Genomic DNA, 14,217 nt, shown 5'->3' on the forward strand with positions numbered 1-14,217 from the left:
ATACGCACATGAAAACCTTTCCCATGTTCCTGACGATGACCGACCGCCGCGTGGTGATCCTGGGCGGTGCCGAACAGGCCACGCAAAAATGTCGCCTGATGCTCAAGACCGACGCGCGGATCGAGGTGTTTGCCCCACGTCTCGATGTTGAACTGCAGGCGCTGGCAGACGCCGGGCGGATCACGCACCGGACCGGCCCGATCACAGCAGACGCGTTGCGGGGCGCGCCCCTGGTCTTTGTCGGCACGGGATGTCCGGGCGTTGACGCCGCCTTGCACGCCGTTGCATCGGACGCGGGCGCGCTGGTCAACGTGGTGGATCAACCGGACCTGTGTGACGCGATGACACCGGCCATCGTAGACCGTGATCCCGTGGTTGTTGCCATTGGAACCGAAGGCACGGCTCCCGTCCTTGCCCGCCAGATCAAGACCACGCTTGAGCGTATGCTGGACCCGCGCTTGGGGGACCTGGCGGCGCTGGCGGGGCGGTTGCGCGACTATGCGGCCCGGCGGTTGGAACCGGGGCAACGCCGCGACCTGTGGCGTTGGGTGTTCAATGGCCCGCTGCGCGCCCGGCATGCGCGTGATGGCGACGTCCCCGTTGCCCGCGCCATCAAGGACGCCATCCGCAGCGGCGCGGTTCCGGCGGCGGCCCCGGCGCCGGTCGCGCTGGTCGGCGCGGGGCCCGGCGCCAGCGATTTGATCACGCTGCGCGGCGTACTGCGCCTGCAAGAGGCTGACGTCATTTTCTATGATCGCCTTGTTGACCCGGGCGTGCTGGAACTGGCCCGCCGGGATGCAGAGCGTGTGTTCGTGGGCAAGGCGCCGGGGTGCCATGCCTGGCCGCAAGACAAGATCAACGCCGTGATCGTGGCCGCAGCCAAGCAAGGGCGGCGCGTTGTCCGGTTGAAATGCGGCGATCCGGGCGTCTTTGCCCGCGGCGCGGAAGAAGCCCAGGCCTTGCAGGGTGCCGGCCTCGATTACGAGGTCGTGCCGGGTGTGACCGCCGCAAGCGGAGCAGCGGCCGCGGTTGGCGGCTTTCTGACCGAGCGCGGCAAAAGCGATACGCTTGTCCTGACAACCGGTCGCTGTGCGGACGGAAACGGGATACCGGATTGGGTGACCCACTTGACCCGACGCAGCAACGTGGCCGTCTATATGGGCGTCGCGGCCGCCCCCGACATCGCCAACAGCCTGTCGCGCGCGGGTATACTGGATGAGGTAGAGTTGACCGCCGTCAGCAACGCGCAGCGCCCCGATCAGAAGATCTTGCGCTGCGACGCCACTGACATGGTTGCGGCACTGGATCAGGCGGGGATCGAAAGCCCCGCCATTCTGTTCCTGTCCCGTCGCGACGCATCTGTCGCGCAGCAACAGGTACAGGCAGCGCCAAGACGACTGGTCGCGGTCTAGGCCCCATCGTCGCATCACATGCAAGATGACACGTTGTGCGGGGTCGGACCGCGCGGCAGTTCAGTGCGCGCGCGGCGGTCGGATCACCGGCAATTCGCCCGCCCGTGGCGCGCCACCGCGGTAAACTTCGCAAACACATTCGTGATCCGGCGCCAGCGACTAAATCCGACCAGCGACGAAATGCGGCACAGCGCCTTGCTTTTGCTCGGTATTTTTTCCGAGACCTTCACGAAGCCCGTGACTATTTCCAACGCTTATACCGGGCATTCGAAGGAAGAATTTCAATACCAAAGACCCCTCTGCATTTGCTGATTGAGCGGAGAGGCCAAGGTTCGGTCCGATCTCCGCCGTAACCCAAACCATGCGGAGATCACCCATGCTTTCCGAGATCCTTGCCAGCCTGCGTGCCAGATTGCTGACCACGTCGACCCTGGCCCAAGAAACCGTCCGCGACGGCCAAACCCTGACCAACGGCTTTTTCCAAAGCACCGTTGTCGACAACACACCCGCCTTTGTCCTGAACAACGACCTGGCGCGGTTCCTGAACTTTGGCGACGTTGAAACCAACGGCGCACCCTCGGCTGTCTCGGTCGAGGCGAACGACGTTCAGGTCTTCAACTTCCGCACCGGCAGCATCGAGGCCAATGGCGACGGCGCCACTGGCATCGAAGTGACGGACGGCTCAAGCGCCGACATCCGCAACTTCGGCAGCATTGCCGGCGAATTGAACGCAGTCGAGTTCAGCGGGCCGAACAGCTCGGGCACACTCGACAACTTCCGTGGCGGCGTCATCTCGTCCGACAGCCGCGCGGTCGAAATCGAAGGCGACGGTATCAGTGTCCGCAACTTCGGCGACATTGTGGGCACCGGCAACCAGCGCAACGGAACCATCTACACCAACGCAACGGCGGAAGATGTCAGCATTTCGAACTTCACCGGCGGCACGATTGACGCAGGCGAAGGCAACGATGGCGCGGGCCTCTCGTTCCAGGTGGGCGATGAAGCGGGCGACGTGGTGTCCAACACCGTGTTCAACGGCTTTGGCGCGACCATTCAGGGCCGTGGCCAGGCAGCATCGGACACGCCGGGTGCCGGCGACGGTATCCGCCTGAACAATGGCGCAGACGGGGCCGTATCGGACACAGACATCGTCAACAGCGGCCTGATCTCGTCCGAAAGCAACCAGGGCACCGCGGGCGGTATCCGAATTGCTGACGGTCTGTCAGCCGAAGGGCGCATCCTCAACACCTCGACCGGGGTGATCGAAGGCGTGCGCAACGGCCTGTATATCGGCGAAGGCGACCATGACCTTGACGTGCTGAACTTCGGCACCATCCAGTCGGACAGCCGCGCGGTCAACATCGACGGTACAGGTGTCGATCTGACAAATGGCGGTGACATCCTGGGCACCGGCGATCAGCGCAACGGCACCGTCTATGCCGATGGCACGGCGGATGACTTTTCGGTCTCGAACCTCGCCAACGGGACGATTGATGCCGGGGAAGGCAACCAGGGCTCCGGCTTTGGCGCCGAAATCGGCGGGGCCGAGGATGGCGCAAACACCTTTGCGCTGGACAATGACGGTATCATCCAGGGACGCGGCAATGCGGCAGCCGGAACACCGCTGGCCGGGGACGGCGTGCGGATCGGCAATGTCGGCAACAGCGGCACAACCGATGCCACCATCACCAACTCGGGCGCCATCCTGTCCGAAGGGGCCAATGGCACGGTTGCCGGTGTGCGGGTGGTCAATGGCATCAACTTCCAGGGCGAACTGTCGAACTCCGGCCTGATTGCCGGTGTCCAGAACGGTGTCTACTTCGGAACGGGTGATCACACTGACGGTGTGTTCATCAACGAAGAAGGCGGCGTCGTCTCGTCTGACAGCCGTGCGCTGAACATCGATGGCACGGGCCTCAGCGTCAACAACGCAGGCACGATCATCGGCACCGACGACCAGCGCAACGGGACCGCCTATGCCGACGGTACGGCAGATGACTTTGCTGTCGTGAACAGCGGCTTGATTGACGCGGGCCAAGGCAACCAGGGCTCCGGCTTTGGCGCCGAGATCGGCGGGGCCGAAGACGGTGCCAACACCTTTGCACTGAACAACTCGGGCACTATCCAGGGACGCGGCAATGCGGCAGCCGGAACACCGCTGGCCGGGGACGGCGTGCGGATCGGCAATGTTGGCAACAGCGGCACGACAGATGCCACCATCACCAACTCGGGCGCCATCCTGTCCGAAGGGGCCAATGGCACCGTTGCCGGTGTGCGGGTGGTCAATGGCATCAACTTCCAGGGCACGCTGACCAATGCAGGCGTGATCGCGGGTGTGCAGAACGGTGTGTACTTCGGCACCGGGGATCACACGGGCGGTTCGTTTGTGAACTCGGGCATCGTGTCGTCGGACAGCCGCGCGCTGAACATCGACGGCGAAGGGCTCGAGGTCGTGAACTCGGGCGCCATCCTGGGCACCGGAGATCAGCGCAACGGCACCGTCTATGCCGATGGGACCGCTGACAACTACACCTTCACCAACACCGGGACCGTGGATGCCGGGCTTGGCAACAACGGCTCTGCCGTGTCGCTGCAAACAGGTGACATTGCGGGGGATGTCGTTTCGGCGGCCATCTTCAACGAAGGTGTGTTCCAGGGGCGCGGTGACGCGACCGAAGGCAACCAGGTGGGCGACGGCCTGCGGCTCTTCAGCAACCGGGAAGACGCAAGCTTTGCCGGTCTGGTGCAGAACGAAGGCGTCATCGCCGGGTCCGCAGACAGCGATGCCGCCGCAGGTATCCGCATCGACGGCGGCCTCAACCTGCTGGGTGCCATCCTGAACGAAGGTGAAATCAGCGGCACGGTCAACGCCATTGACGCGCGTGACGCGGGCGATGTGACCTTTGTCAACGATGACGCTGGCGTGGTGAACGGGAACGTGTTGCTGGGCGAAGGTCAGGACATCGTCGTCGACCTTGGTCAGATCAACGGTGTGATCGACGGCGGTGCCGGCGATGACGTGCTGATCGCAGGTCAAGGCGACAACGTGATTGTCGGCGGTCTGGGCAATGACTTCATCGAAGGTGGTGAAGGCATTGATACGGCCGACTTCTCGGATCAGGACGTGGCCGTCACCGTCAACCTTGGCGCCAATGGCAACGGTACCGCGACCCGGGAAACCGGCTTTTCCGTCTCGGTTCAGGACGTGGTGGTCGGCGCATCGCTGCAACCCACGGCCAACATCGGTGACGCGGCAGGATTTGTGTCAGAGGCCCTTGCCGGGAACCTCTACTACAACATCCATACGTCCGACTTCCCCGGTGGTGAAATCCGCGGACAACTCCTTGTTGTCAGCGACACCGGGCAGGGCCATGACCGCGTGATCGAACTGGCTGGTTCGCTGGATGCCGCTCAGGAACCTGGGCCGACCTCCGACAGCGCAGCCACCGGCGAGGCCACGTTGACCATCCGCTTTAACGAGGCAGGCGAAGTCGTCTACTCCTCCGAGCTGACGGTGACCGGCCTGAACGAAGCCGACCTGCAAACGCCCGTGCCGGGTGTGGTGTCGGCCATCCACCTGCACAATGCGCCTGCCGGGATCAACGGTCCCATCGCGCAGGACACGCTTGTGGACGCCGGTGCAACCATCGATGCCCAGGCCCCCACGGGTGTGTCCGGCCTGGATGTGATCGCCGAAGTGGTCGAAACCGACATCCTCAGTTCGATCGAGAACGTGATCGGGTCGGATGATGGCGACATCATCATCGGGTCGAACGCCGACAATACCCTTTCGGGTGAAGACGGTGACGATAACCTGAACGGCGGCGCAGGCGACGACGTGCTGATCGGTGGCGAAGGGTCTGACACCTTCACCTTCGAAGGGCTCTTCGGCAACGACACCGTAAACGACTTCGAAAGCGGTGTGGACCGGTTGGACTTCTCCGACTTCGGCCCGGACTTCCGCGACCAACTGGTTGTCGAAACCACCGATGAAGGCGCTCTGCTGACCCTTGGTCAGAACGGTTCGGTCCTTCTGGCAGGTGTCTCGGGCGTCGATACCGAAGACGATTTCATCGCCTGATCCTAAACACCCCAAGGTGGCGGCCCCGGTCGCCACCTCTTCACCCTGAAAAAAGATCACCCAAATGTTTCAGAAAAAATCCACCGTCAAAACCGCCTGGGGCCAGTTGCGCAGCGGTTTTCTTGCAATCGGCTTCTTCAGCATGATCCTGAACATGCTGATGCTGGCCGGTCCGCTTTACATGTTGCAGGTCTATGACCGCGTTCTGACCAGCCGGAACATGGACACGCTGATTGCGCTCAGCATCCTGCTGGGCGGCGTGTTCATCGTCACCGGGCTTCTGGACCTGATCCGCACCCGCATTCTGAACCGGCTCGGGGCGCGCTTCGAACTCACCATCGGCGCACCGATCCTGCAATCGTCGATCCGACGCCGGGTGCAGGGCAAGGCCAGTGGCGACACTCCGGCGGCAGACATCACCGGTCTGCGCGACTTTATCTCGGGCCCGACACTGATCGCCTTTTTCGACGCCCCCTGGATCCCGCTGTATCTGGGTGTCCTCTACATCCTGCACCCCTACCTGGGCGCGCTTGGGCTGGCCGGTGCCCTGTTCCTCACTCTTATGGCCCTGGTCAACAACGCGCGCTCTGCCGACGTGATGCAGGACGCATCACACGCCCGTTCCAGGTCCGACGCTTTGTTCACCGCAAGTGAACAGAACGCAGAGCTTGTCCATGCCATGGGTATGACTGGTGATCTCGCCCGTCGCTGGACAGCTCTGCAACATAACGCCCACCACCTGAAATCGCGGGTGGCGGACCGGGTCGCCAGCTTTTCGGTGATGTCGAAAACCACGCGCATGGCGCTGCAATCGGGCATGCTGGGGCTGGGGGCCGCGCTTGCGGTCACGGGCCAGGCAACCGCTGGCGTGATGATTGCTGCCACCATCGTGCTGGCCCGCGCGCTGGCCCCCATCGATCAGCTGATCGGGCAATGGCGCACGTTTCTTGCGGCGCGCGGCTCGTACAAGACCTTGCAGGCGCTGTCGGAAACCTACCCCGACACACCCAAACGGCTGGCCCTGCCCCGCCCGCAGATCTCGCTGAACGCAACGATCGCACAGGCAGGGCCCCCCCTGGCGCAGAATGCCACCATCGGCGGGATCGAATTTGCCCTGTCGGCCGGCGACGTGCTGGCCGTGATCGGACACAGCGGGTCGGGCAAGTCCACCCTCGCCAAGATGCTGGCAGGCATCTGGATGCCGCAGCGCGGGGCCATCCGGCTGGACGGCACGCCCATGGCGAAATGGGACGAACAGGATCTGGGCCGCTTTGTCGGGTACCTGCCCCAGGACGTGCAGCTTTTCGATGGGACGATCCGCGAAAACATCGCGCGCTTTTCCACGACCATCGACGACACCAAGGTGCTGGCCGCAGCCGTCGCGGCAGATGTGCACGGGCTGATCAGCAGCCTGCCCGACGGCTACGCCACCGAGATCGGCAACGGCTTTCACCTGTCGGGTGGTCAACGCCAACGGATCGCTCTGGCCCGCGCGCTCTATGACGATCCGTTCCTTCTGGTTCTGGATGAACCCAACTCGGACCTCGACGCCCAGGGCGAAGCGGCGCTGCGCAACGCCATTCGCGGGGCCAGCGCACGCGGGGCCATCACCTTCGTGATGACGCACCGCCCCAGCACGCTCGAAGCGGTCAACAAGGTCCTCACCCTCAACAAGGGCGCGCAATCGGGCTTCGGCGAAAAGGAGGACATCCTGCGTCCGCGCCAACACGCCACCCCCGTCACGCAAACCGCCGCCGGTCAATTGGCCGCGCGCCGCGCCCACGCTCAGGAAGGAGCAGCACAATGACACTGTCCCTCGCTCACGCGCCCCGCAACACCGTCCTGCGTCTGGAAGACTACAACAGGATTCAACCCCAATCCACCGGTGGCGGCATCGCCTGGTTCGTGGCCTTCGGCCTGCTGGTGGTGGCCGGTTTCATCGGCGGGGCCGTCTACTGGGCCACCGCGTCCAAGCTGGATGGCGCCGTGGTGGCGCCGGCCTCCTTCGTGGTCGAAGGCAACCGGAAAACGGTCGAACACCTGGATGGCGGCATCGTCAGCAGCATTCTGGTCAGCAATGGCGATCTGGTCGAGGCAGGTCAGGTCCTTCTGGAACTTGACAGCACCGATCTGGGCGTCGATCTGGACGTGATCACCAGCCAGATCAGCGACCTGTCGGTGCGCCGCGCCCGCCTTGTGGCACAAGTGCAGAACGCGGCGACTTTCGACCGGGCCGACGTGGCCGCTGCAATGCGTGTGGCCCTGGACCCTGACATGTGGGCCGCGGCCTACGTGACGCAGAAACTGCTGTTTGATGCCGAACGGCGGTCGCGATCCGCGGAACGCGCGCTGACCGACCAACGCGTCGCAAATCTCGAGGATCAGGTGCGCGGGCTCCAGGCGCAGCGCCGCGCGAACACGCGCCAGCTGGACATCACCCGGCAGGAATTGCGCAACCTGCAAACCCTGCAGGAAAAGGGCCTCGTGGCAGCGGCGCGGGTCAACGCCCGCCGGGTCGAGGTCGAACGGCTGAACGGCGTCGACGCGGCCCTGCAGACACAGGCGGCACAGGCGCGCAACCAGATCAGCGAATTGCGCCTGGCCAGTGTCGGGACCCAGACCCTGCGGGACGAAGCCGCCTCTGCCGAACTGGCACAAATCGAAGCATCGCTTGCCACGCTTGAACCGCAATATTCCGGCGCGACCGAGCGGTTGAAACGGGTGGCCATCACGGCACCGGTCAGTGGCCGCGTTGTCGAAATGACGGTGTTCACCGCAGGGGGCGTCGTCCGTCCCGGCACGCCCATCCTCGACATCGTGCCCATCGACCAACCCCTTGTGGTCGAGGCGCGCGTCAACACGGCCGATATCGAGAAACTGCATATCGGACAATCGTCGCGGGTGCGCCTGTCGGCCTTTGATCAGGGCGACGTACCCGAGGCAGACGGCACCATCATCGACATCTCGGCCGACAGTCTGGAAGACGAACGGACCGGCGACTTCTACTATGTCGCACGGGTCAGGCTGAACGCGGACCAAAGCGCGGATGTCGCCGCTCTTGATCTGGTGCCGGGCATGCCTGCGGACCTGTTTGTGAACACCGGCGAACGGACGGCGCTCAGCTATTTGGCGCAGCCGCTCAGCGACCGCCTGGCACGCACGTTCATCGAATAGGGCAAGCGCCGCGTCACGCCTCGAATGTGGGCGTGACGCCTTTGGGCGGGTTCTGCTGGATATAGGCGCCGATCTTGGCCAACAGCGGCTTTCTGGGACAGTTCAGACGCGATGCCGCCCCAAGGTTGCGCAGGTTGCCGGGCGCCTCGAACGGAATGAACGACAGCGGCCAGTTGTCCTGTCGGAACTGCTCGGCGGCAAGGGCCGACACGATGGTGCAGTCGTCCGAATGGCAGATATGACGGCAAATGGTCTCGAACCGCAGCGCGCTCAGGTCAAAGGCCTTTGACGCACGCGCATCTGCATCCGGTTCCGGCAACCGGCGCTCCAACCCATAGCCAAACGAATGCGGCAACCGGATGAAATCATGCACCGGAACGTCCTCGGGCCGGATGGAGGTCAAAGTCTCAAGCGGATGGCCCTTGCGAACCCCCAGAAAAAGCGGCTCTTCCCAGATGGACGTGAATTCGAGGGTCGGATTGTGGTTCAACTGCGCAACCAGCGCGACATCCAGCACGTGATCTTCGACCATTTGCAGCATGTTCTGCGGCAGATCCTCGATCATCGTGACGCGCATGGACGGAAACAGGGTGCGGAACAGGTCCGAAAAATAGGCAGTCAGATAAGGGGCAAGCGTGGGCGTCAACCCGATGTTGAAGGGCACGGATTCCGGCTCGCGGAATTCGGTCGCCGCATCGCGGATGCGCTGTGCATCCCCCAGCATGTTCTGGGCAATTCCGACCACGCGCGCACCACAGGCCGTGGGACGCACGGCGCCGCTCAGCCGGATGAACAGGTCGGTGCCCAATTCCTTTTCAAGCTTCTTGATCTGGTTCGACAACGCGGGCTGCGACACGTTGCAGTCCTCCGCCGCGGCGCTGAAACTGCCCAGTCGGTCAACCGCCACAACATATTCAAGATCACGTAAATTCATGATGACCCAATGCGCTTTTGCAGCCCGTGTTTAGTGCAACATCGGCATCGCGGGAAAAAATGTGCAGAACTTCCCGCGGATGTGATCCGCCGTGTGCACTGTGGCCCGCGGGGCTGGCCCCCGGTGCGGCCGATTTGGGCGCGCCGGGGGGCGTGACGCATGGGACGGCCCGGGATCAGTCCGGGGCGTAATCCTCCATCGGGGGGCAGGTGCAGGACAGGTTCCTGTCGCCCCACACGTTGTCCACCCTGTTCACCGGCGGCCAATACTTGTCGACACGGAACGATCCGACCGGAAAACACGCGCTTTCTCGGCTGTAGGGGCGGTCCCAATCCCGCACCAGGTCCTCCATCGTGTGCGGCGCGTTCTTCAGCGGGTTGTTCTCCGCATCCATCGTGCCATCCTCGATCGCCTGGATTTCGGCCCGTATGCCCAGCATCGCGTCGCAAAACCGGTCCAGTTCGGCCTTGGTCTCGGATTCCGTGGGTTCGATCATCAAGGTGCCCGCGACGGGCCAGGACATCGTGGGCGCGTGAAACCCGCAATCGGCAAGGCGCTTGGCGATGTCATCGACCGATACATTGGCGCTGTCGGCAAAGGGGCGCGTGTCGATGATGCACTCATGCGCAACCCGCCCCGTTGGTCCCTTGTACAGCACGTCAAAGGCCCCCTCCAACCGCTTGGCAATGTAGTTGGCATTCAGGATCGCGACACGGGTCGCCTGGGTCAGGCCATCCCCCCCCATCATCAGGCAATAGGCCCACGAAATGGGCAGCAGCGAAGGCGAACCATACGCCGCCGCGCTGACCGCCCCGTCCCCGCCGTTGGGATCGCCCGGCAGATGCGCGGTCAGATGGTCCTTGACGCCGATGGGACCCATGCCCGGACCGCCCCCGCCATGGGGAATGCAAAAGGTCTTGTGCAGGTTCAGGTGGCTGACATCGCCGCCCAGGTCACCCGGGCGGCTCAGGCCGACCATCGCGTTCATATTGGCCCCGTCGATATAGACCTGACCGCCCGCGTCATGGGTGATCTTGCAGACCTCGATCACCGTTTCCTCGAACACGCCATGGGTCGACGGATAGGTGATCATGCACGCGGCCAGCGTGTCGCGATGCGCCGCGACCTTGGCCTTGAAGTCGGCAACGTCAATATCGCCATTCCCGGCCGATTTCACCGGCACGACCTTCCAGCCGACCATCTGGGCCGAGGCGGGGTTGGTGCCATGCGCGCTCATCGGGATCAGGCAGATGTTGCGGTGCCCTTGCCCCTGGGCGCGATGCCAGCGGGCAATGGTCAACAGGCCCGCATACTCGCCCTGCGCGCCCGAATTGGGCTGCATCGAAATGGCGTCATAGCCGGTGATATCACACAGCTTCGCGGACAGGTCCTCGATCATCTCCGTGTATCCCGCCGCCTGATCCTTGGGGCAGTAGGGGTGCAGCAACGAAAACTCGCGCCAGCTGACCGGCATCATCTCCGCGGCTGAATTCAGCTTCATCGTGCACGACCCCAGCGGGATCATGGCCCGGTCCAGCGCAAGGTCCCGATCCGCCAGCCGACGCATGTAGCGCATCATCTCTGTCTCGGCCCGGTTCATGTGAAAGATCGGGTGGGTCATGAAATCCGACGTGCGGATCAGCTTGTCCGGCATCTGGTAGTGCGGGGTGTAATCCTTGTCCTGCCGGTCAATGCCAAACGCACGCCAGACCCTTTCGATGGTGGCCGGGCGGGTGCGCTCATCCAGCGTGATGCCGATTGCGGTGCGCCCCACGGCGCGCAGGTTGATGCCTTCGTCCACCGCCGACTTGATCACCGCCGATTGCAGCGGCCCCACATCCACCGTGATCGTGTCAAAGAACGTGGCCGGGCGCACGTCAAAGCCACCCTGCTTCAACCCCTCGGCCAGACGGGCGGTCTTGCGGTGGATGCGCTGCGCAATGGCGCGCAATCCGTCCGGGCCGTGAAACACGCCATAGAACCCGGCCATGACGGCCAACAGCGCCTGCGCGGTACAGACGTTCGACGTGGCCTTTTCGCGCCGGATGTGCTGTTCGCGGGTCTGCAGCGACAGCCGGTAGGCCCGGTTGCCCAGGCTGTCGACAGACACGCCCACGATCCGGCCCGGCATGTTGCGTGCAAACTCGGCCCGGGTCGCCATGTAGGCCGCGTGCGGTCCGCCATAGCCAATGGGCACCCCAAACCGCTGCGTCGTCCCGACGGCGATGTCGGCGCCCATGGCCCCCGGCTCTTTCAGCAGGGTCAGCGACAGCGGATCGGCCGACATGATGCCGATGGCCTTGTGGGCATGCAGCTGTTCGATCTGGGCGGTGAAATCACGGATATGGCCATGGGTGCCGGGGTACTGGAAAATCGCCCCGAACACCGCGCCTGGATCCAGATCCGAGGGGGCACCCACCACAATCTCGATGCCCAGCGGCTGGGCGCGGGTGCGGATCACCGCGATATTCTGCGGATGACAGTTTTCATCGACGAAAAAGCCCGGCGCCTTCGACTTGCTGATGCGCTGCGCCATGGTCATCGCCTCGGCACAGGCCGTGGCCTCGTCCAGAAGGGACGCATTGGCAATCTCAAGGCCGGTCAGGTCCGACACCATGGTCTGAAAGTTCAACAGGGCTTCAAGACGGCCCTGGCTGATCTCGGGCTGGTACGGGGTATAGGCGGTGTACCAGGCCGGATTTTCCAGGATATTGCGCTGAATGGCCGGGGGCGTGACAGTGCCGTGGTACCCCTGCCCGATCAGCGATGTCAGAACCTTGTTCTTTGACGCGATCACGCGCATGTGGTGCAAAAGCTCGCGTTCCGACTTGGCCTTGCCGAACGCCAGCGGCGCGGCCTGCCGGATACCTGCGGGGATCGTGTCGGCGATCAGCGCATCCAGATCCTGCGCCCCCACCACGTCCAGCATCTCGTCCATCTCGGCGGGGGATGGCCCGATATGGCGCCGGTTCGCGAAATCATAGGGCAGATAGTCGGTGGGTTTGAAGGTCATCGGGCGGGGTCCTCAACCAATCAGCGCGGTGTAGGCCGCTTCGTCCAGAAAGGACTCCAGTTGCGATGGATCGGACGGCCTGATCTTGAAAAACCACCCCGCGCCCAGCGGGTCACTGTTGGCCAGGCTCGGATCATCGACAAGGGCGTCATTCACCTCCGTGATTTCGCCATCAAGGGGGGCCATGATGTCCGACGCGGCCTTGACGCTTTCAATGACCACGATTTCCTCGTCCTTGGTGACGGTTTCGCCAACCTCCGGCAACTCGACAAAGACCAGATCGCCCAGCTGTGTCGTGGCATGTTCGGTAATGCCCACGATAAACGTGTCGCCTTCGGCCAGCAGCCATTCGTGTTCTTCGGTGTATTTCATCGGGGGTCCCTCTTGGTTCATCGTTTGAAGTTGGCGGGTGTGAAAGGCAATTTGGTGACGGTCACAGGCAGGCGCCTGCCGCGCAGCTCTCCAAACAGCGTGGTGCCTGGGCGCGCGTAATCTGCGCTGACATGACCCATGGCGACCGGGCCCCCGACAGTCGGGCCGAACCCGCCCGAGGTTACGGTGCCAACAGGCTCTGCGCTGTCGTCGGTGTCGAACAGCGGCACGCCCTCCCGCATCGGCGCGCGGCCTTCCGGCACCAGGCCAACACGGCGATTTTCCACGCCGTCTTCGATCTGGCGCAGGATCCTGTCGGCACCGGGAAAGCCGCCCGCCCGATCACCGCCAACCCGGCGCACCTTTTGAATGACCCAGGTCAAACCGGCTTCGACAGGTGTGGTCATGGCGTCGATGTCATGACCGTACAGGCACAGCCCCGCCTCCAGCCGCAACGAATCGCGGGCGCCCAGCCCGATGGGTTCCACGTCGGGATCGGTCAGCAGGGCACGCGCCAGCGCCTCGGCCTCCTTTGCAGGAACGGAAATCTCGTACCCGTCCTCGCCGGTGTAACCGGATCGCGACACCCACGCCTCGACCCCGTTCAGATCCAGCGTCGCCACATCCATGAACGCCATGTCAGCGGCCCGCTGGTCAAGGCGTGCCAGCACCCGTTCTGCCGCCGGGCCCTGCAAGGCAAGCAAGGCCCGGTCGGTGATCTCGGTCACTGTCAGCGCAGGCTCCAGCGCGTCTTTCATCGCGGCGATGTCGGCGTCCTTGCAGGCGGCGTTCACCACCATGAACACATGATCGCCGCGATGCGCCAGCATCAGGTCATCTTCGATCCCGCCGTCTTCGTTTGTGAAAAACCCATAGCGCTGGCGCCCGTCGCCAAGGCCCAGAATGTCCACGGGGATCAGGGCCTCCAGCGCTGTCGCGGCCTCGGCATAGCGGGTGCCCTGCACGCGCACCTGCCCCATGTGGCTGACATCGAACAGGCCCGCCCTGGCGCGGGTGTGCAGGTGTTCCTTCATCACGCCCAGCGCGTATTGCACCGGCATCTCGTAGCCGGCAAATGGCACCATCTTGGCACCCAGCTCTGCATGTAACGCATAAAGCGGTGTCTGTCGCAGGCCTGTCATATCGCCATCGCCTTGTCCAAGCCGACGAGATTTTGGGAAAATCGCGCGGCACCACATGGGGCGCAGACAGGGGTCTGCGCGTCGGTGCC

Annotated in this window: 8 protein-coding genes; 4 read left to right on the forward strand and 4 right to left on the reverse strand. The window is 63.8% G+C overall.

Annotation, left to right across the window (positions count from 1 at the left end; genetic code table 11):
- Positions 1–8 precede the first annotated feature (8 nt).
- The 4 genes from cysG to Q0844_RS07905 all read left to right on the forward strand — a co-directional run bounded on the left by cysG (position 9) and on the right by Q0844_RS07905 (position 8,667).
- Entirely contained in the window at positions 9–1,412 is a 1,404-nt protein-coding gene (gene cysG / locus Q0844_RS07890; protein WP_299043590.1) for a siroheme synthase CysG, read from the forward strand.
- A 376-nt stretch (positions 1,413–1,788) separates the two neighbouring features.
- Positions 1,789–5,493, forward strand: coding sequence for a CHRD domain-containing protein (locus tag Q0844_RS07895; RefSeq protein WP_299043592.1), 3,705 nt, complete (start codon positions 1,789–1,791; stop codon positions 5,491–5,493).
- A 64-nt stretch (positions 5,494–5,557) separates the two neighbouring features.
- Entirely contained in the window at positions 5,558–7,300 is a 1,743-nt protein-coding gene (locus Q0844_RS07900) for a type I secretion system permease/ATPase (protein ID WP_299043594.1), read from the forward strand.
- Positions 7,297–8,667, forward strand: a complete 1,371-nt coding sequence (locus Q0844_RS07905) for an HlyD family type I secretion periplasmic adaptor subunit (protein WP_299043596.1) — start codon at positions 7,297–7,299, stop codon at positions 8,665–8,667. Before Q0844_RS07900 ends, Q0844_RS07905 begins: the two co-directional genes overlap by 4 nt.
- A 13-nt stretch (positions 8,668–8,680) precedes the next feature.
- On the opposite strand, the gene Q0844_RS07910 is transcribed toward Q0844_RS07905, so the two are convergent.
- From Q0844_RS07910 to gcvT, 4 genes are all read right to left on the reverse strand, one after another.
- On the reverse strand, positions 8,681–9,601 hold the full coding sequence (locus tag Q0844_RS07910; protein WP_299043598.1) for a LysR family transcriptional regulator: 921 nt from the start codon (positions 9,599–9,601) through the stop codon (positions 8,681–8,683).
- A gap of 175 nt (positions 9,602–9,776) precedes the next feature.
- Positions 9,777–12,614 carry an aminomethyl-transferring glycine dehydrogenase gene (gene gcvP, locus Q0844_RS07915; protein WP_299043600.1) on the reverse strand — a complete coding sequence of 946 codons (2,838 nt, stop codon included), beginning with the start codon at positions 12,612–12,614 and terminating at the stop codon, positions 9,777–9,779.
- Positions 12,615–12,626: 12 nt separating this feature from the next.
- Entirely contained in the window at positions 12,627–12,986 is a 360-nt protein-coding gene (gcvH, locus tag Q0844_RS07920) for a glycine cleavage system protein GcvH (protein ID WP_299043603.1), read from the reverse strand.
- Between the two features lie 17 nt (positions 12,987–13,003).
- Positions 13,004–14,128 carry a glycine cleavage system aminomethyltransferase GcvT gene (gcvT, locus tag Q0844_RS07925; protein ID WP_299043605.1) on the reverse strand — a complete coding sequence of 375 codons (1,125 nt, stop codon included), beginning with the start codon at positions 14,126–14,128 and terminating at the stop codon, positions 13,004–13,006.
- Positions 14,129–14,217 lie beyond the last annotated feature (89 nt).

Origin of the sequence: uncultured Tateyamaria sp., from assembly GCF_947503465.1 — a bacterium.
Lineage (GTDB): Bacteria > Pseudomonadota > Alphaproteobacteria > Rhodobacterales > Rhodobacteraceae > Tateyamaria.